Origin of the sequence: Escherichia sp. HH091_1A, assembly GCF_030295175.1 — a bacterium.
Lineage (GTDB): Bacteria > Pseudomonadota > Gammaproteobacteria > Enterobacterales > Enterobacteriaceae > Escherichia > Escherichia coli_F.
This window is the reverse complement of sequence record NZ_AP025747.1, coordinates 2,533,873-2,552,118: the sequence shown is the minus strand read 5'-3', so window position 1 is coordinate 2,552,118 and position 18,246 is coordinate 2,533,873. Positions and strand designations below refer to the sequence as shown.

Here is an 18,246-nt window from a genome sequence, read left to right as displayed (position 1 = left end):
GATGCTGGAAGATCTGCGCGCCAACAGCTGGAGTTTACGCCCGTGCTGCATGGTTCTTGCCTATCGCGTTGCTCATTTTTGTTCAGTGTGGCGCAAAAAAAACGTCCTCAACAATCTGTGGGCGGCCCCGCTGTTGGTGCTGTATCGCATTATCACCGAATGCTTTTTCGGTTATGAAATCCAGGCCGCCGCGACCATTGGCCGACGCTTTACTATCCATCACGGCTATGCCGTAGTGATCAATAAAAACGTGGTCGCGGGGGATGATTTCACCATTCGCCACGGCGTCACTATCGGCAATCGTGGTGCCGATAACATGGCATGTCCACACATTGGCAACGGCGTCGAACTTGGTGCCAACGTCATTATCCTTGGCGATATCACGATTGGTAACAACGTCACCGTAGGGGCGGGCAGCGTGGTGCTCGACGCAATCCCGGACAACGCGCTGGTGGTGGGAGAAAAAGCGCGAGTGAAGGTAATTAAATGAATATTCTGCAATTTAATGTGCGACTGGCGGAAGGCGGGGCGGCAGGTGTGGCGTTAGATCTCCACCAGCGCGCGCTGCAACAGGGGCTGGCGTCACATTTTGTCTACGGCTACGGCAAAGGTGGCAAAGAGAGCATCAGCCATCAGAACTATCCGCAGGTCATCAAACATACGCCGCGGATGACCGCGATGGCGAACATTGCCCTGTTTCGTCTGTTTAATCGCGATCTGTTCGGCAATTTCAATGAGTTATATCGCACCATTACTCGCACACCGGGTCCGGTGGTGTTGCATTTTCATGTGCTGCACAGCTACTGGTTGAATCTTAAGAGCCTGGTGCGCTTTTGCGAAAAGGTGAAAAACCACAAACCGGATGTCACTTTGGTCTGGACACTGCACGATCACTGGAGCGTTACCGGACGCTGCGCTTTTACCGACGGGTGCGAAGGCTGGAAAACGGGCTGTCAGAAATGCCCGACCTTAAATAACTATCCGCCGGTGAAGATTGATCGCGCGCACCAGCTGGTGGCGGGCAAACGGCAGTTATTTCGCGAGATGCTGGCGCTGGGCTGTCAGTTTATTTCCCCCAGCCAGCATGTGGCTGATGCTTTCAATAGTCTGTACGGTCCAGGGCGTTGCCGGATTATCAATAATGGCATTGATATGGCAACCGAAGCGATTCTGGCGGACTTGCCTCCGGTGCGCGAAACCCAGGGCAAGCCGAAAATCGCGGTGGTGGCGCATGACCTGCGTTACGACGGCAAAACTAACCAGCAACTGGTGCGCGAGATGATGGCGCTGGGTGACAAAATCGAACTGCATACCTTTGGTAAGTTTTCGCCGTTCACCGCTGGTAACGTGGTTAATCACGGCTTTGAAACTGACAAGCGCAAGTTGATGAGCGCGCTTAATCAGATGGATGCGCTGGTGTTCAGTTCTCGCGTCGATAACTACCCGCTGATTTTGTGTGAGGCGTTATCAATTGGTGTGCCGGTGATTGCCACCCATAGCGATGCGGCGCGGGAAGTGCTGCAAAAATCCGGCGGTAAAACCGTCAGCGAAGAAGACGTGCTGAAACTGGTGCAGTTAAGCAAACCGGAAATCGCGCAGGCGATATTTGGTACCACGCTGGCTGAGTTCAGCCAACGCAGCCGCGCCGCCTACAGTGGACAACAGATGCTGGAGGAGTATGTCAACTTCTATCAGAATCTGTAGCTACCTGCTGCTGCCGCTGATTTACCTGCTGGTTAACGTCAAAATCGCCCAGCTTGGCGAAAGTTTCCCCATCACCATCGTCACTTTTTTACCTGTCTTGTTACTGCTGTTTTTAGAGCGCATCAGCGTTAAAAAATTGATGATTGCCTTAGGGATTGGCGCGGGACTCACGGCGTTTAACTACTTGTTTGGTCAGTCGTTGGATGCCAGTAAATACGTAACTTCAACCATGCTGTTTGTCTATATTGTGATCATTATTGGCATGGTGTGGAGTATTCGCTTTAAAACGATTTCGCCACACAACCATCGCAAGATATTACGTTTCTTTTATCTGGTGGTGGGGCTGGTGGTGGCGCTGGCGGCGGTGGAGATGGCGCAAATTATCCTCACTGGCGGCAGCAGTATTATGGAGTCGATTTCGAAATATCTGATTTACAGCAACAGTTATGTGCTGAATTTCATTAAATTCGGCGGCAAGCGCACGACAGCACTTTATTTCGAACCGGCATTTTTCGCTCTGGCATTAATCTCAATTTGGCTCAGCATTAAACAGTTTGGTATCAAAACGCCTAAAACCGATGTTATGATTCTCGCAGGGATAATATTATCCGGATCGTTTTCAGGGGTTATGACCTTTATCCTGTTTTATTTGCTGGAGTGGGCGTTTCAATATCTGAACAAAGAGGCGATTAAGAAAAAGTTACCGTTAGCATTGATTTCTCTGGCTGTATTCCTGGTTGGTGTGGTAATCGCGTTTCCTTATATTTCCACCCGCTTGGGCGATTTAGGTACGGAAGGATCGTCATCGTATTATCGTATTGTCGGTCCATTGGTGATGGTCGGTTATTCTTTGAGCCATATTGACGGTGTAGTCAGATTTGGCTCACTTTATGAATATGTCGCATCATTCGGAATATTTAACGGTGCGGATGTCGGAAAAACCATAGACAATGGTTTGTATCTGCTGATTATTTATTTTTCCTGGTTCGCAGTGCTTTTATCACTGTGGTACATGGGGAAAGTGATAAAAATGATGATCAACGCTTTTGGTGATAATCGCAATTTTCGTGTGCAGCTCTATCTTTTTACTCCGGTGTCGCTGTTTTTTACCGGTTCGATATTTAGCCCGGAATATGCATTTTTAATCGTCTGTCCATTTATTTTGCGAAAAGCGTTAAATATTACGAGGTAAGAATAAGAACATGTTGCTTAGCATAATCACTGTCGCGTTTCGTAACCTCGAAGGGATAGTCAAAACACATGCCTCGCTGGCGCATCTGGCACAGGCGGACGATATCAGCTTCGAATGGATTGTTGTCGATGGCGGTTCCAATGACGGCACCCGTGAGTACCTGGAAAATCTCAATGGTATCTATAACCTACGCTTTGTCAGCGAGCCAGATAACGGTATCTACGACGCCATGAACAAAGGCATTGCGATGGCACAAGGCAAGTTTGCGCTGTTTCTCAACTCGGGCGATATTTTTCATCAGGATGCCGCAAATTTTGTCCGTAAGTTAAAAATGCAAAAAGATAACGTGATGATCACCGGCGATGCGCTGCTGGATTTTGGCGACGGGCATAAAATTAAGCGTAGCGCTAAACCTGGCTGGTATATTTATCACAGCCTGCCCGCCAGTCATCAGGCGATATTTTTCCCGGTCTCCGGCTTGAAAAAATGGCGTTATGATCTGGAATATAAAGTTTCATCCGATTATGCGCTGGCGGCCAAAATGTATAAAGCCGGTTATGCATTTAAAAAACTCAATGGCCTGGTGTCTGAATTTTCTATGGGTGGGATATCTACCACCAATAATATGGAATTGTGCGCGGACGCCAAAAAAGTCCAACGGCAAATATTACATGTGCCTGGCTTCTGGGCTGAATTATCCTGGCATTTACGCCAGCGCACGACGGGTAAGACTAAAGCCTTATATAACAAAGTCTGAATATAAGGAATACCAATGCAAGATTTAAGCGGTTTCTCGGTGCCGAAAGGGTTCCGGGGCGGCAACGCTATTAAAGTGCAATTGTGGTGGGCAGTACAGGCAACATTATTTGCCTGGTCGCCACAAGTATTGTATCGCTGGCGGGCATTTTTATTACGTTTATTCGGCGCAAAAATAGGAAAAAACGTAGTTATTCGTCCGTCAGTAAAAATTACCTATCCGTGGAAATTAACCTTAGGTGATTACGCGTGGGTCGGCGATGACGTCAATTTATATACCCTCGGTGAAATAACCATTGGCGCACATTCGGTGATATCGCAAAAAAGTTATTTATGCACCGGGAGCCACGACCATGCAAGTCGACATTTCACCATAAACGCCACGCCCATTGTGATTGGCGAGAAATGCTGGCTGGCAACCGATGTTTTTGTTGCTCCTGGCGTCACGATCGGCGACGGCACTGTCGTGGGTGCGCGAAGCAGTGTTTTTAAATCGCTTCCGGCAAATAGAGTTTGCCGGGGGAATCCCGCAGTGGTGATACGCGAACGCGTTGAAACTGAATAAATTCAAAAAATACAGAGGAATAAGACATGTCAAAAGTCGCTCTCATCACCGGTGTAACCGGACAAGACGGTTCTTACCTGGCAGAGTTTCTGCTGGAAAAAGGTTACGAGGTGCATGGTATTAAGCGTCGTGCATCGTCATTCAACACCGAGCGCGTGGATCACATTTATCAGGATCCGCACACCTGCAACCCGAAATTCCATCTGCATTATGGCGACCTGAGTGATACCTCCAACCTGACACGCATTTTGCGTGAAGTGCAGCCGGATGAAGTGTACAACCTGGGCGCAATGAGCCACGTTGCGGTTTCTTTTGAGTCACCGGAATATACCGCAGACGTTGATGCGATGGGCACACTGCGTCTGCTGGAGGCGATCCGCTTCCTTGGTCTGGAAAAGAAAACCCGTTTCTATCAGGCTTCCACTTCTGAACTGTACGGTCTGGTGCAGGAAATTCCGCAGAAAGAAACCACGCCGTTCTACCCGCGATCTCCGTATGCGGTCGCCAAACTGTATGCCTACTGGATCACCGTTAACTACCGCGAATCCTACGGCATGTACGCCTGTAACGGCATTCTCTTCAACCATGAATCCCCGCGCCGCGGCGAAACCTTCGTGACCCGCAAAATCACCCGCGCAATCGCCAATATCGCTCAAGGGCTGGAGTCGTGTCTGTACCTCGGCAATATGGATTCCCTGCGTGACTGGGGCCACGCCAAAGACTACGTAAAAATGCAGTGGATGATGCTGCAACAGGAACAGCCAGAAGATTTCGTTATTGCCACCGGCGTTCAGTACTCCGTGCGTCAGTTCGTGGAAATGGCGGCAGCACAGCTGGGCATCAAACTGCGCTTTGAAGGCACGGGCGTTGAAGAGAAGGGCATTGTGTTTTCCGTCACCGGGCATGACGCGCCGGGCGTTAAACCGGGCGATGTGATTATCGCCGTTGACCCGCGTTACTTCCGTCCTGCTGAAGTAGAAACGCTGCTCGGCGACCCGACCAAAGCGCACGAAAAGCTGGGCTGGAAACCGGAAATCACCCTCAGAGAGATGGTATCTGAAATGGTGGCTAATGACCTCGAAGCGGCGAAAAAACACTCTCTGCTGAAATCTCACGGCTACGACGTGGCGATCGCGCTGGAGTCATAAGTATGAGTAAACAACGTATTTTTATCGCTGGCCATCGCGGGATGGTCGGTTCTGCCATCAAGCGACAGCTCGAACAGCGCGGTGATGTGGAACTGGTATTACGCACCCGCGACGAACTGAACCTGCTGGACAGCCGCGCGGTGCATGATTTCTTTGCCAGCGAGCGCATTGACCAGGTCTATCTGGCGGCGGCGAAAGTGGGCGGGATTGTCGCCAACAACACGTATCCGGCGGATTTCATCTACCAGAATATGATGATTGAGAGCAACATCATTCACGCCGCGCATCAGAACGACGTCAACAAACTGCTGTTTCTCGGATCGTCCTGCATCTACCCAAAACTGGCAAAACAGCCGATGGCAGAAAGCGAGCTGTTACAGGGCACGCTGGAGCCGACCAACGAGCCTTACGCCATTGCCAAAATCGCCGGGATCAAACTGTGCGAATCTTACAACCGCCAGTACGGATGCGATTACCGCTCTGTCATGCCGACCAACCTGTACGGGCCGCACGACAACTTCCATCCGAATAACTCGCATGTGATCCCAGCATTGCTGCGTCGCTTCTATGAGGCGACGGCACAGAATGCGCCGGACGTTGTGGTGTGGGGCAGCGGTACGCCGATGCGCGAATTTCTGCACGTTGATGATATGGCAGCGGCGAGCATTCATGTGATGGAGCTGGCGCACGAAGTCTGGCAGGAGAACACCCAGCCGATGCTGTCGCACATTAACGTCGGCACGGGCGTTGACTGCACTATCCGCGAGCTGGCGCAAACCATCGCCAAAGTGGTGGGTTACAAAGGTCGGGTGGTTTTTGATGCCAGTAAACCGGATGGTACGCCGCGCAAACTGCTGGATGTGACGCGCCTGCATCAGCTTGGCTGGTATCACGAAATCTCACTGGAAGCGGGGCTTGCCAGCACTTACCAGTGGTTCCTTGAGAATCAAGACCGCTTTCGGGGGTAATGATGTTTTTACGTCAGGAAGACTTTGCCACGGTAGTGCGCTCCACACCGCTTGTCTCTCTCGACTTTATTGTCGAGAACAGTCGCGGCGAGTTTCTGCTTGGCAAAAGAACCAACCGCCCGGCGCAGGGTTACTGGTTTGTGCCGGGAGGGCGCGTGCAGAAAGACGAAACGCTGGAAGCCGCATTTGAGCGGCTGACGATGGCGGAACTGGGGCTGCGTCTGCCGATAACAGCAGGCCAGTTTTACGGCGTCTGGCAGCACTTTTATGACGATAACTTCTCCGGCACGGACTTCACCACGCACTATGTGGTGCTCGGTTTTCGCATCAGAGTAGCGGAAGAAGAGCTGTTACTGCCGGATGAGCAGCACGACGATTACCGCTGGCTGACGCCGGACGCGCTGCTGGCCAGTGACGATGTTCACGCTAACAGCCGCGCCTATTTTCTCGCTGAGAAGCGTGCCGGAGTACCCGGATTATGAAAATACTGGTCTACGGCATTAACTACTCGCCGGAGTTAACCGGCATCGGCAAATACACCGGCGAGATGGTGGAATGGCTGGCGGCACAAGGTCATGAGGTGCGGGTCATTACCGCACCGCCTTACTACCCGCAGTGGCAGGTGGGCGAGAACTATTCCGCCTGGCGCTACAAACGAGAAGAGGGGGCCGCCACGGTGTGGCGCTGCCCACTGTACGTGCCAAAACAGCCGAGCACCCTGAAACGCCTGTTGCATCTCGGCAGTTTTGCCGTCAGCAGTTTTTTCCCGTTGATGGCGCAACGTCGCTGGAAGCCGGATCGCATTATCGGCGTAGTGCCAACGCTGTTTTGCACGCCGGGAATGCGCCTGCTGGCGAAACTCTCTGGTGCGCGTACCGTGCTGCATATTCAGGATTACGAAGTGGATGCCATGCTGGGGCTGGGCCTTGCTGGAAAAGGTAAAGGCGGCAAAGTGGCACAGCTGGCGACAGCCTTCGAACGTAGCGGACTGCATAACGTCGATAACGTCTCCACGATTTCGCGTTCGATGATGAATAAAGCTGTCGAAAAAGGTGTGGCGGCGGAAAACGTCATTTTCTTCCCCAACTGGTCGGAAATCGCCCGTTTTCAGCATGTCGCAGACGCCGATGTTGCTGCCCTTCGTAACCAACTTGGCCTGCCGGATAACAAAAAAATCATTCTTTACTCCGGCAATATTGGTGAAAAGCAGGGGCTAGAAAACGTTATTGAAGCTGCCGATCGCCTGCGCGATGAACCGCTGATTTTTGCCATTGTCGGGCAGGGCGGCGGCAAAGCGCGGCTGGAAAAAATGGCGCAGCAGCGCGGACTGCGCAATATGCAATTTTTCCCGCTGCAATCGTATGACGCCTTGCCTGCACTGCTGAAGATGGGCGATTGCCATCTGGTGGTGCAAAAACGCGGCGCGGCAGATGCCGTATTGCCGTCAAAACTGACCAATATTCTGGCGGTAGGCGGTAACGCAGTAATTACCGCAGAAGCCCACACAGAACTGGGGCAGCTTTGCGAAACCTTTCCGGGAATTGCGGTTTGCGTAGAACCGGAATCGGTCGAGGCGCTGGTGGAGGGGATTCGTCAGGCGCTCCTGCTGCCCAAACACAACACGGTGGCACGTGAATATGCCGAACGCACGCTCGATAAAGAGAACGTGTTACGTCAATTTATACATGATATTCGGGGATAATTATGTCGCAGTCGAAACTCTATCCAGTTGTGATGGCAGGTGGCTCCGGTAGCCGCTTATGGCCGCTTTCCCGCGTACTTTATCCCAAGCAGTTTTTATGCCTGAAAGGCGATCTTACCATGCTGCAAACCACCATCTGCCGCCTGAACGGCGTGGAGTGCGAAAGCCCGGTGGTGATTTGCAATGAGCAGCACCGCTTTATTGTCGCGGAACAGCTGCGTCAACTGAACAAACTCACCGAGAACATTATTCTCGAACCGGCAGGGCGTAACACTGCGCCTGCCATTGCGTTGGCGGCGCTGGCGGCAAAACGTCATAGTCCGGACAGCGATCCGTTAATGTTGGTCCTGGCGGCAGATCATGTGATTGCCGACGAAGACGCGTTCCGCGCCGCCGTGCGTAATGCCATGCCGTATGCCGAAGCGGGCAAGCTGGTCACCTTCGGCATTGTGCCGGATCTACCTGAAACCGGATATGGCTATATTCGTCGCGGTGAAGTGTCGGCGGGTGAGCAGGATACGGTGGCCTTTGAAGTGGCGCAGTTTGTCGAAAAACCGAATCTGGAAACCGCTCAGGCCTATGTGGCAAGCGGCGAATATTACTGGAACAGCGGCATGTTCCTGTTCCGCGCCGGACGTTATCTCGAAGAACTGAAAAAATATCGCCCGGATATTCTCGACGCCTGCGAAAAAGCGATGAGCGCCGTCGATCCGGATCTCGATTTTATTCGCGTGGATGAAGAAGCGTTTCTCGCCTGCCCGGAAGAGTCGGTGGATTACGCGGTCATGGAACGTACGGCAGATGCCGTTGTGGTGCCGATGGATGCGGGGTGGAGCGATGTCGGTTCCTGGTCCTCTTTATGGGAGATCAGCGCCCACACCGCGGAAGGCAATGTTTGCCACGGCGATGTGATTAATCACAAAACCGAAAACAGCTACGTGTATGCCGAATCTGGCCTGGTCACCACCGTCGGGGTGAAAGATCTGGTAGTGGTGCAGACCAAAGACGCGGTGCTGATTGCCGACCGTAACGCGGTGCAGGATGTGAAAAAAGTGGTCGAGCAGATCAAAGCCGATGGTCGCCATGAGCATCGGGTGCATCGCGAAGTGTATCGCCCGTGGGGCAAATATGACTCTATCGACGCGGGCGACCGCTACCAGGTGAAACGCATCACCGTGAAACCGGGCGAGGGCTTGTCGGTACAGATGCACCATCACCGCGCGGAACACTGGGTAGTGGTCGCGGGAACGGCAAAAGTCACCATTGACGGTGATATCAAACTGCTTGGTGAAAACGAGTCCATTTATATTCCGCTGGGGGCGAAGCACTGCCTGGAAAACCCGGGGAAAATTCCCCTCGATTTAATTGAAGTGCGCTCCGGCTCTTATCTCGAAGAGGATGATGTGGTGCGCTTCGCGGATCGCTACGGACGGGTGTAGTTGTTGAATAATCAACCGGAATAAATCTCCGGTAAATAACGACAAAAACAAAATTGGCCGTTTCGGTCAGGGCCAACTATTGCCTGAAAAAGGGTAACGATATGAAAAAATTAACCTGCTTTAAAGCCTATGATATTCGCGGAAAATTAGGCGAAGAACTGAATGAAGATATCGCCTGGCGTATTGGGCGTGCCTATGGCGAATTTCTCAAACCGAAAACCATTGTTTTAGGCGGTGATGTCCGTCTTACCAGCGAAACCTTAAAACTGGCGCTGGCGAAAGGGTTACAGGATGCGGGCGTCGACGTGCTGGATATCGGCATGTCCGGCACCGAAGAGATCTATTTCGCCACGTTCCATCTCGGCGTGGATGGCGGCATCGAAGTTACCGCCAGCCATAACCCGATGGATTACAACGGCATGAAACTGGTGCGCGAAGGGGCTCGCCCGATCAGCGGTGATACCGGACTGCGCGACGTCCAGTGTCTGGCAGAAGCCAACGATTTTCCTCCCGTCGATGAAACCAAACGCGGTCGCTATCAGCAAATCAATCTGCGTGACGCTTACGTTGATCATCTGTTCGGTTATATCAACGTCAAAAACCTTACGCCGCTCAAGCTGGTGATCAACTCCGGGAACGGTGCGGCGGGTCCGGTGGTGGACGCCATCGAAGCCCGCTTTAAAGCCCTCGGCGCACCCGTGGAATTGATCAAAGTGCACAACACGCCGGACGGCAATTTCCCCAACGGTATTCCTAACCCGCTGCTGCCGGAATGCCGCGACGATACCCGCAATGCGGTCATTAAACACGGCGCGGATATGGGTATTGCTTTTGATGGCGATTTTGACCGCTGTTTCCTGTTTGACGAAAAAGGACAGTTTATCGAGGGCTACTACATTGTCGGCCTGCTGGCAGAAGCGTTCCTCGAAAAAAATCCCGGCGCGAAGGTCATCCACGATCCGCGTCTCTCCTGGAACACCGTTGATGTGGTGACTGCCGCAGGTGGAACGCCGGTGATGTCGAAAACCGGACACGCCTTTATTAAAGAACGTATGCGCAAGGAAGACGCCATCTATGGTGGCGAAATGAGCGCCCACCATTACTTCCGTGATTTCGCTTACTGCGACAGCGGCATGATCCCGTGGCTGCTGGTCGCCGAACTGGTGTGCCTGAAAAGAAAAACGCTGGGCGAACAGGTGCGCGACCGCATGGCGGCATTCCCGGCAAGCGGTGAGATCAACAGCAAACTGGCGCACCCCGTTGAGGCGATTAACCGCGTCGAACAGCATTTTAGCCGCGAGGCGCTGGCGGTGGATCGCACCGATGGCATCAGCATGACCTTTGCTGACTGGCGCTTTAACCTGCGCTCCTCCAACACCGAACCGGTGGTACGCCTGAATGTGGAATCGCGCGGCGATGTGCCACTGATGGAAGCGCGAACGCGAACTCTGCTGACGTTGCTGAACGAGTAATGTCGGATCTTCCCTTACCCTACTGCGGGTAAGGGGCTAATAACAGGAACAACGATGACAAATCTAAAAAAGCGCGAGCGAGCGAAAACCAATGCATCGTTAATCTCTATGGTGCAACGCTTTTCAGATATCACCATCATGTTTGCCGGGCTATGGCTGGTTTGCGAAGTCAGCGGACTGTCATTCCTCTACATGCACCTGTTGGTGGCGCTGATTACGCTGGTGGTGTTCCAGATGTTGGGCGGCATCACCGATTTTTATCGCTCATGGCGAGGTGTTCGGGCAACGACAGAATTTGCCCTGCTGCTGCAAAACTGGACCTTAAGCGTGATTTTTAGCGCCGGACTGGTGGCGTTCAACAATGATTTCGACACGCAACTGAAAATCTGGCTGGCGTGGTATGGGCTGACCAGTATCGGGTTGGTGGCGTGTCGTTCGTGTATTCGCATTGGTGCGGGCTGGTTGCGTAATCATGGCTATAACAAGCGTATGGTTGCCGTGGCGGGGGATTTAGCTGCCGGGCAAATGCTGATGGAGAGCTTCCGTAATCAGCCGTGGTTAGGGTTTGAAGTGGTGGGCGTTTACCACGACCCAAAACCGGGCGGCGTTTCTAACGACTGGGCGGGCAATCTGCAACAGCTGGTCGAGGATGCAAAAGCGGGCAAGATTCACAACGTCTATATCGCGATGCAAATGTGCGACGGCGCACGAGTGAAAAAACTGGTCCATCAACTGGCGGACACCACCTGTTCGGTGCTGCTGATCCCCGACGTCTTTACCTTCAACATTCTCCATTCACGCCTCGAAGAGATGAACGGCGTTCCGGTGGTGCCGCTGTACGACACGCCGCTTTCCGGGGTTAACCGCCTGATAAAACGTGCGGAAGACATTGTGCTGGCAACGCTGATCTTGCTGTTGATCTCCCCGGTGCTGTGTTGTATTGCGCTGGCGGTGAAACTCAGTTCACCAGGGCCGGTTATTTTCCGCCAGACTCGCTACGGCATGGATGGCAAACCGATCAAAGTGTGGAAGTTCCGTTCCATGAAAGTGATGGAGAACGACAAAGTGGTGACTCAGGCGACGCAGAACGATCCGCGCGTCACCAAAGTGGGGAATTTTCTGCGCCGCACCTCGCTGGATGAATTGCCGCAGTTTATCAATGTGCTGACCGGGGGGATGTCGATTGTGGGGCCACGTCCGCACGCGGTGGCGCATAACGAACAATATCGCCAGCTCATTGAAGGCTACATGCTGCGCCATAAGGTGAAACCGGGCATTACCGGTTGGGCGCAGATTAACGGCTGGCGCGGCGAAACCGACACGCTGGAGAAAATGGAAAAACGCGTCGAGTTCGACCTAGAGTACATCCGCGAATGGAGCGTCTGGTTTGATATCAAAATCGTTTTCCTGACGGTATTCAAAGGATTCGTTAACAAAGCGGCATATTGATATGAGCTTACGTGAAAAAACCATCAGCGGCGCGAAGTGGTCGGCGATTGCTACGGTGATCATCATCGGCCTCGGGCTAGTGCAGATGACCGTGCTGGCGCGGATTATCGACAACCACCAGTTCGGTTTGCTTACCGTTTCGCTGGTGATTATCGCGCTGGCAGACACGCTTTCTGACTTCGGTATCGCTAACTCGATTATTCAGCGAAAAGAAATCAGCCACCTTGAACTCACTACGCTGTACTGGCTGAACGTCGGGCTGGGGCTTGTGGTGTGCGTGGCGGTGTTTTTGTTGAGTGATGCCATTGGTGACGTGCTGAATAACCCGGATCTGGCGCCGTTGATGAAAACATTGTCGCTGGCGTTTGTGGTGATCCCCCACGGGCAACAGTTTCGCGCGTTGATGCAAAAGGAGCTGGAGTTCAACAAAATCGGCATGATCGAAACCAGCGCGGTGCTGGCGGGCTTCACTTTTACGGTGGTTAGCGCCCATTTCTGGCCGCTGGCGATGACCGCGATCCTCGGTTATCTGGTCAATAGTGCGGTAAGAACGCTGCTGTTTGGCTACTTTGGACGCAAAATTTATCGCCCCGGTCTGCATTTCTCGCTGGCGTCGGTGGCACCGAACTTACGCTTTGGTGCCTGGCTGACGGCGGACAGCATCATCAACTATCTCAATACCAACCTTTCAACGCTGGTGCTGGCGCGTATTCTCGGCGCGGGCGTGGCAGGGGGATACAACCTGGCGTACAACGTGGCCGTTGTGCCGCCGATGAAACTGAACCCGATCATCACCCGCGTGTTGTTTCCGGCGTTTGCCAAAATTCAGGACGACACCGAAAAGCTGCGCGTTAACTTCTACAAGCTGCTGTCGGTGGTGGGGATTATCAATTTTCCGGCGCTGCTGGGGCTGATGGTGGTGTCGAATAACTTTGTACCGCTGGTCTTTGGTGAGAAGTGGAACAGCATAATTCCGGTGCTGCAATTGCTGTGTATTGTGGGGCTACTGCGCTCAGTGGGTAACCCGATTGGCTCGCTGCTGATGGCGAAAGCGCGGGTGGATATCAGCTTTAAATTCAACGTATTCAAAACCTTTCTGTTTATTCCGGCGATTGTTATTGGTGGGCAGATGGCGGGTGCAATCGGCGTCACGCTTGGTTTCCTGCTGGTGCAGATTATCAACACCATTCTGAGTTATTTCGTGATGATTAAACCGGTGCTCGGTTCCAGTTATCGCCAGTACATCCTGAGTTTATGGCTGCCGTTTTATCTCTCGCTGCCGACGCTGGTGGTTAGTTATGCGCTGGGCATTGTGCTGAAAGGGCAACTGGCGCTGGGGATGCTGCTGGCGGTGCAAATAGCCACAGGCGTGCTGGCGTTTGTGGTGATGATTATGTTGTCGCGCCATCCGCTGGTGGTGGAAGTGAAGCGTCAGTTTTGTCGCAGCGAAAAAATGAAAATGCTTTTACGGGCCGGGTGAATGGTTGTTTTCGGTTCCGGCAATAGTTGCCGGATGCGGCGTGAACGCCTTATCCGGCCTACGGCTCTGTGCTCGGGTCTTGTAGGTCTGATAAGACGCGTCAGCGTCGCATCAGGCACTGAATGCCGGATGCTGAATAAACGCCTTATCCGACCTACGGTTCTGTGCTCGGGACTTGTAGGCCTGATAAGACGCGCCAGCGTCGCATCAGGCACTGAATGCCGGATGCGGCGTGAACGCCTTATCCGTCCTACGGTTCTGTGCTCGGACCTTGTAGGCCTGATAAGACGCGCCAGGCAAAAAGCGGCAACGAACACAACAAACACAGCCTCACCTGGCATCAAATTTATGAGGAAAAAATGAAATTACTGATTCTGGGCAACCACACTTGCGGCAATCGCGGCGACAGCGCCATCTTGCGCGGCTTACTTGATGCCATCAACATCCTCAATCCACACGCCGAAGTGGACGTAATGAGCCGCTATCCGGTCAGTTCTTCCTGGCTGCTCAACCGTCCGGTAATGGGCGATCCGCTGTTCCTGCAAATGAAACAACACAACAGCGCGGCGGGCGTTGTCGGGCGCGTAAAAAAAGTCCTCCGTCGCCGCTACCAGCACCAGGTATTGCTCTCACGCGTCACCGACACCGGCAAGCTGCGTAATATCGCCATTGCCCAGGGATTCACTGACTTTGTGCGCCTGCTGTCAGGTTACGATGCCATTATCCAGGTCGGCGGATCGTTTTTTGTCGATCTCTACGGCGTGCCGCAGTTTGAACATGCGCTTTGCACGTTTATGGCGAAAAAGCCGCTGTTTATGATTGGTCACAGCGTCGGCCCGTTCCAGGATGAGCAATTTAACCAACTGGCAAACTACGTATTCGGGCACTGCGACGCGTTGATCCTGCGCGAATCGGTCAGCCTGGATCTAATGAAACGCAGCAATATCACTACCGCAAAAGTTGAACATGGCGTCGATACCGCGTGGCTGGTCGATCACCACACCGAAGACTTCACCGCCAGCTATGCTGTTCAACACTGGCTGGACGTAGCCGCACAGCAGAAAACGGTGGCCATTACCCTGCGCGAACTGGCACCGTTCGACAAACGTCTCGGCACCACTCAACAAGCGTATGAAAAAGCCTTTGCCGGGGTGGTCAATCGCATTCTCGATGAAGGGTATCAGGTGATTGCGCTCTCCACCTGTACGGGTATCGACAGCTATAACAAAGACGACCGCATGGTGGCGCTCAATCTGCGCCAGCACATCAGCGATCCTGCCCGTTACCACGTAGTGATGGATGAACTCAACGATCTGGAAATGGGCAAAATTCTGGGTGCCTGTGAACTCACCGTTGGTACGCGTCTGCACTCTGCCATTATCTCGATGAATTTCTCCACTCCGGCAATTGCCATCAACTACGAACACAAATCCGCCGGGATTATGCAGCAGCTTGGGCTACCTGAGATGGCGATTGATATCCGTCATTTATTAGACGGCAGCCTGCAAGCGATGGTTGCGGATACCTTAGGCCAACTTCCGGCGCTGAACGCGCGACTTAACGAAGCCGTCAGTCGCGAACGCCAGGCAGGAATGCAGATGGTGCAATCTGTGCTTGAGCGCATCGGGGAGGTGAAATGAAGGTCGGCTTCTTTTTACTGAAATTTCCGCTGTCGTCGGAAACCTTCGTTCTCAACCAAATCACTGCGTTTATTGATATGGGCTTTGAGGTGGAGATTGTCGCACTGCAAAAAGGCGATACGCAAAACACCCACGCGGCATGGACGAAATATAACCTTGCCGACAGAACTCGTTGGTTACAGGACGAACCACAAGGCAAAGTGGCGAAATTGCGCCACCGCGCCAGCCAGACCTTACGCGGCATTCATCGTAAAAATACCTGGCAGGCGCTCAACCTCAAACGCTATGGTGCCGAGTCGCGGAACCTGATTTTGTCTGCCATTTGCGGCCAGGTCGCAACACCATTTTATGCCGATGTCTTTATCGCTCATTTTGGCCCTGCGGGGGTAACCGCAGCAAAACTCCGCGAACTGGGTGTCATTCGTGGCAAAATTGCCACTATCTTCCACGGTATTGATATCTCCAGTCGGGAAGTACTCAACCACTACACTCCCGAATATCAACAACTGTTTCGCCGTGGCGACCTGATGCTACCGATAAGCGATCTGTGGGCCGGAAGGCTGCAAAAAATGGGCTGCCCGAGGGAAAAAATCGCCGTATCGCGCATGGGCGTGGACATGACGCGCTTTAGCCCGCGTCCGGTGAAAGCGCCTGCAACGCCGCTGGAAATCATTTCCGTCGCACGCTTAACCGAGAAAAAAGGCCTGCATGTGGCGATCGAAGCCTGCCGGCAGTTGAAAGAGCAGGGCGTGGCATTTCGCTATCGCATCCTCGGCATTGGCCCGTGGGAACGACGCCTGCGCACCCTCATCGAACAATATCAACTGGAAGATGTGGTGGAGATGCCGGGCTTTAAACCGAGCCATGAAGTGAAAGCGATGCTCGACGACGCGGATGTTTTCCTGTTGCCTTCGGTAACGGGTGCTGACGGTGATATGGAAGGTATTCCGGTGGCGCTAATGGAAGCAATGGCGGTCGGTATTCCGGTGGTTTCTACTCTGCATAGCGGAATTCCGGAACTGGTGGAGGCCGATAAATCCGGCTGGCTGGTGCCTGAGAACGATGCTCGCGCACTGGCGCAGCGACTGGTGGCGTTTAGCCAGCTGGACACCGACGAACTTACTACGGTTGTCAAACGTGCGCGCGAAAAAGTCGAACACGATTTTAACCAGCAGGTGATTAACCGAGAACTCGCCAGCTTGTTGCAGGCTTTATAGAGGAGAACGCATGCCATTTAAAAAACTCTCCCGACGTACCTTTCTGACGGCAAGCTCGGTGCTTGCCTTCCTCCATACCCCTTTCGCTCGCGCACTTCCCGCCCGACAAAGCGTTAACATTAACGACTACAACCCACACGACTGGATCGCCTCATTTAAACAAGCCTTCGGCGAAGGGCAAACGGTCGTCGTGCCTGCTGGATTCGTTTGTGACAATATCAACACCGGCATCTTCATTCCTCCTGGCAAAACGTTACACATTCTTGGAAGCCTGCGCGGCAGCGGCAGAGGGCGGTTTGTCTTACAGGACGGCAGCCAGGTGACAGGGGAGGAGGGCGGCAGTATGCATAACATCACCCTGGATGTGCGTGGTTCTGACTGCACCATCAAAGGGCTGGCGATGAGCGGCTTTGGTCCGGTAACGCAGATTTATATCGGCGGCAAAAACAAACGGGTCATGCGCAACCTGACCATCGATAACCTCACTGTCAGCCACGCTAATTACGCCATCTTACGCCAGGGATTTCATAACCAGATAATCGGTGCCAACATCACCAACTGTAAATTTAGTGATTTACAGGGCGACGCCATTGAATGGAACGTGGCGATTAACGACCGTGATATTTTGATCTCCGACCATGTCATCGAGCGCATCAACTGTACTAATGGCAAAATCAACTGGGGCATTGGCATAGGCCTTGCGGGGAGTACTTACGATAACAACTACCCGGAAGACCAGGCAGTGAAAAACTTTGTCGTGGCAAATATCACGGGATCGGATTGTCGGCAGTTGATCCATGTTGAAAATGGTAAACATTTTGTTATTCGTAATATCAAAGCCCGTAATATCACGCCGGATTTCAGTAAGAAAGCAGGCATTGATAACGCGACAGTTGCTATTTACGGTTGTGACAATTTCGTGATTGATAATATTGAAATGATTAATAGCGCCGGGATGTTAATCGGCTATGGGGTAATTAAAGGCAAATATCTCTCGATACCGCAAAATTTCCGAGTGAATAATATTCAACTGGATAACACCCATCTTGCTTACAAATTGCGCGGCATCCAAATCTCAGCCGGGAATGCCGTCTCCTTTGTGGCACTGACTAACATTGAGATGAAGCGTGCGTCATTGGAGCTGCATAACAAGCCGCAACACCTTTTTATGCGCAATATCAAGGTTATGCAGGAATCCTCTGTTGGACCCGCATTGAGCATGAACTTCGACATGCGCAAAGACGTTCGTGGCGTCTTTATGGCGAAAAAAGAAACACTGCTGTCTCTTGCAAATGTTCATGCGGTGAATGAAAAAGGACAAAGCTCCGTCGATATCGACAGGATTAATCACCATATTGTTAATGTGGAAAAGATTAACTTTAGATTGCCGGAACGGAGGGAGTAGATTTGCGACCATTCCTGGAAAAATGGAGCCATACTTAGGAACAATGCTACTGCAATCCACAACGAAGCGGCGTAACATCACAAGTAATTCAGTAATCAATTCAGGGTAA

At 52.6% G+C, this 18,246-nt stretch carries 16 protein-coding genes; all 16 read left to right on the top strand.

Annotation, left to right across the window (positions count from 1 at the left end):
* The first annotated feature begins 1 nt into the window (after window position 1).
* Window positions 2–490: a colanic acid biosynthesis acetyltransferase WcaB gene (gene wcaB / locus QUF14_RS12915; protein WP_000888735.1), complete on the top strand. Its 489-nt coding sequence runs from the start codon at window positions 2–4 to the stop codon at window positions 488–490.
* On the top strand, window positions 487–1,704 hold the full coding sequence (gene wcaC, locus QUF14_RS12910) for a colanic acid biosynthesis glycosyltransferase WcaC (protein WP_001023857.1): 1,218 nt from the start codon (window positions 487–489) through the stop codon (window positions 1,702–1,704). The genes wcaB and wcaC overlap by 4 nt, the downstream gene beginning before the upstream one ends.
* The gene (gene wcaD / locus QUF14_RS12905) at window positions 1,679–2,896 is read left to right on the top strand and encodes a colanic acid polymerase WcaD (RefSeq protein WP_000107825.1); all 1,218 of its coding nucleotides are present in this window, start codon (window positions 1,679–1,681) and stop codon (window positions 2,894–2,896) included. Before wcaC ends, wcaD begins: the two co-directional genes overlap by 26 nt.
* Window positions 2,897–2,906: 10 nt before the next feature.
* The gene (gene wcaE, locus QUF14_RS12900) at window positions 2,907–3,653 is read left to right on the top strand and encodes a colanic acid biosynthesis glycosyltransferase WcaE (RefSeq protein WP_000927040.1); all 747 of its coding nucleotides are present in this window, start codon (window positions 2,907–2,909) and stop codon (window positions 3,651–3,653) included.
* Between the two features lie 15 nt (window positions 3,654–3,668).
* On the top strand, window positions 3,669–4,217 hold the full coding sequence (wcaF, locus tag QUF14_RS12895; RefSeq protein WP_001153577.1) for a colanic acid biosynthesis acetyltransferase WcaF: 549 nt from the start codon (window positions 3,669–3,671) through the stop codon (window positions 4,215–4,217).
* A gap of 26 nt (window positions 4,218–4,243) precedes the next feature.
* Window positions 4,244–5,365 (top strand): GDP-mannose 4,6-dehydratase, encoded by a 1,122-nt coding sequence (gene gmd, locus QUF14_RS12890; protein ID WP_000048185.1) that lies wholly within the window; start codon window positions 4,244–4,246, stop codon window positions 5,363–5,365.
* Between the two features lie 2 nt (window positions 5,366–5,367).
* On the top strand, window positions 5,368–6,333 hold the full coding sequence (fcl, locus tag QUF14_RS12885; RefSeq protein ID WP_000043586.1) for a GDP-L-fucose synthase: 966 nt from the start codon (window positions 5,368–5,370) through the stop codon (window positions 6,331–6,333).
* Between the two features lie 2 nt (window positions 6,334–6,335).
* A complete protein-coding gene (gene gmm, locus QUF14_RS12880; protein WP_024212049.1) occupies window positions 6,336–6,815 on the top strand; it encodes a GDP-mannose mannosyl hydrolase in 480 nt (159 codons plus the stop codon).
* The gene (gene wcaI, locus QUF14_RS12875; RefSeq protein WP_000699748.1) at window positions 6,812–8,035 is read left to right on the top strand and encodes a colanic acid biosynthesis fucosyltransferase WcaI; all 1,224 of its coding nucleotides are present in this window, start codon (window positions 6,812–6,814) and stop codon (window positions 8,033–8,035) included. The genes gmm and wcaI overlap by 4 nt, the downstream gene beginning before the upstream one ends.
* A gap of 2 nt (window positions 8,036–8,037) precedes the next feature.
* Window positions 8,038–9,474, top strand: a complete 1,437-nt coding sequence (gene cpsB, locus QUF14_RS12870; RefSeq protein WP_000083413.1) for a mannose-1-phosphate guanyltransferase — start codon at window positions 8,038–8,040, stop codon at window positions 9,472–9,474.
* 101 nt (window positions 9,475–9,575) lie between these two features.
* Window positions 9,576–10,946, top strand: a complete 1,371-nt coding sequence (gene cpsG / locus QUF14_RS12865) for a colanic acid biosynthesis phosphomannomutase CpsG (RefSeq protein ID WP_100733647.1) — start codon at window positions 9,576–9,578, stop codon at window positions 10,944–10,946.
* Between the two features lie 54 nt (window positions 10,947–11,000).
* Entirely contained in the window at window positions 11,001–12,395 is a 1,395-nt protein-coding gene (gene wcaJ, locus QUF14_RS12860) for an undecaprenyl-phosphate glucose phosphotransferase (protein WP_000183149.1), read from the top strand.
* A 1-nt stretch (window position 12,396) separates the two neighbouring features.
* A complete protein-coding gene (wzxC, locus tag QUF14_RS12855; RefSeq protein WP_000058474.1) occupies window positions 12,397–13,875 on the top strand; it encodes a colanic acid undecaprenyl disphosphate flippase WzxC in 1,479 nt (492 codons plus the stop codon).
* 359 nt (window positions 13,876–14,234) lie between these two features.
* Window positions 14,235–15,515 carry a colanic acid biosynthesis pyruvyl transferase WcaK gene (wcaK, locus tag QUF14_RS12850; RefSeq protein WP_000770813.1) on the top strand — a complete coding sequence of 427 codons (1,281 nt, stop codon included), beginning with the start codon at window positions 14,235–14,237 and terminating at the stop codon, window positions 15,513–15,515.
* Window positions 15,512–16,732, top strand: a complete 1,221-nt coding sequence (gene wcaL, locus QUF14_RS12845) for a colanic acid biosynthesis glycosyltransferase WcaL (protein WP_000862695.1) — start codon at window positions 15,512–15,514, stop codon at window positions 16,730–16,732. Before wcaK ends, wcaL begins: the two co-directional genes overlap by 4 nt.
* A 10-nt stretch (window positions 16,733–16,742) precedes the next feature.
* Window positions 16,743–18,137, top strand: a complete 1,395-nt coding sequence (wcaM, locus tag QUF14_RS12840) for a colanic acid biosynthesis protein WcaM (RefSeq protein ID WP_001116070.1) — start codon at window positions 16,743–16,745, stop codon at window positions 18,135–18,137.
* Window positions 18,138–18,246 lie beyond the last annotated feature (109 nt).

Excerpts from the sequence above, each read along its gene's own strand:
- wcaB (WP_000888735.1), top strand. The coding sequence starts at position 2 with ATGCTGGAAGATCTGCGCGCCAACAGCTGGAGTTTACGCCCGTGCTGC.
- wcaC (WP_001023857.1), top strand. The coding sequence starts at position 487 with ATGAATATTCTGCAATTTAATGTGCGACTGGCGGAAGGCGGGGCGGCA.
- wcaD (WP_000107825.1), top strand. The coding sequence starts at position 1,679 with ATGTCAACTTCTATCAGAATCTGTAGCTACCTGCTGCTGCCGCTGATT.
- wcaE (WP_000927040.1), top strand. The coding sequence starts at position 2,907 with ATGTTGCTTAGCATAATCACTGTCGCGTTTCGTAACCTCGAAGGGATA.
- wcaF (WP_001153577.1), top strand. The coding sequence starts at position 3,669 with ATGCAAGATTTAAGCGGTTTCTCGGTGCCGAAAGGGTTCCGGGGCGGC.
- gmd (WP_000048185.1), top strand. The coding sequence starts at position 4,244 with ATGTCAAAAGTCGCTCTCATCACCGGTGTAACCGGACAAGACGGTTCT.
- fcl (WP_000043586.1), top strand. The coding sequence starts at position 5,368 with ATGAGTAAACAACGTATTTTTATCGCTGGCCATCGCGGGATGGTCGGT.
- gmm (WP_024212049.1), top strand. The coding sequence starts at position 6,336 with ATGTTTTTACGTCAGGAAGACTTTGCCACGGTAGTGCGCTCCACACCG.
- wcaI (WP_000699748.1), top strand. The coding sequence starts at position 6,812 with ATGAAAATACTGGTCTACGGCATTAACTACTCGCCGGAGTTAACCGGC.
- cpsB (WP_000083413.1), top strand. The coding sequence starts at position 8,038 with ATGTCGCAGTCGAAACTCTATCCAGTTGTGATGGCAGGTGGCTCCGGT.
- cpsG (WP_100733647.1), top strand. The coding sequence starts at position 9,576 with ATGAAAAAATTAACCTGCTTTAAAGCCTATGATATTCGCGGAAAATTA.
- wcaJ (WP_000183149.1), top strand. The coding sequence starts at position 11,001 with ATGACAAATCTAAAAAAGCGCGAGCGAGCGAAAACCAATGCATCGTTA.
- wzxC (WP_000058474.1), top strand. The coding sequence starts at position 12,397 with ATGAGCTTACGTGAAAAAACCATCAGCGGCGCGAAGTGGTCGGCGATT.
- wcaK (WP_000770813.1), top strand. The coding sequence starts at position 14,235 with ATGAAATTACTGATTCTGGGCAACCACACTTGCGGCAATCGCGGCGAC.
- wcaL (WP_000862695.1), top strand. The coding sequence starts at position 15,512 with ATGAAGGTCGGCTTCTTTTTACTGAAATTTCCGCTGTCGTCGGAAACC.
- wcaM (WP_001116070.1), top strand. The coding sequence starts at position 16,743 with ATGCCATTTAAAAAACTCTCCCGACGTACCTTTCTGACGGCAAGCTCG.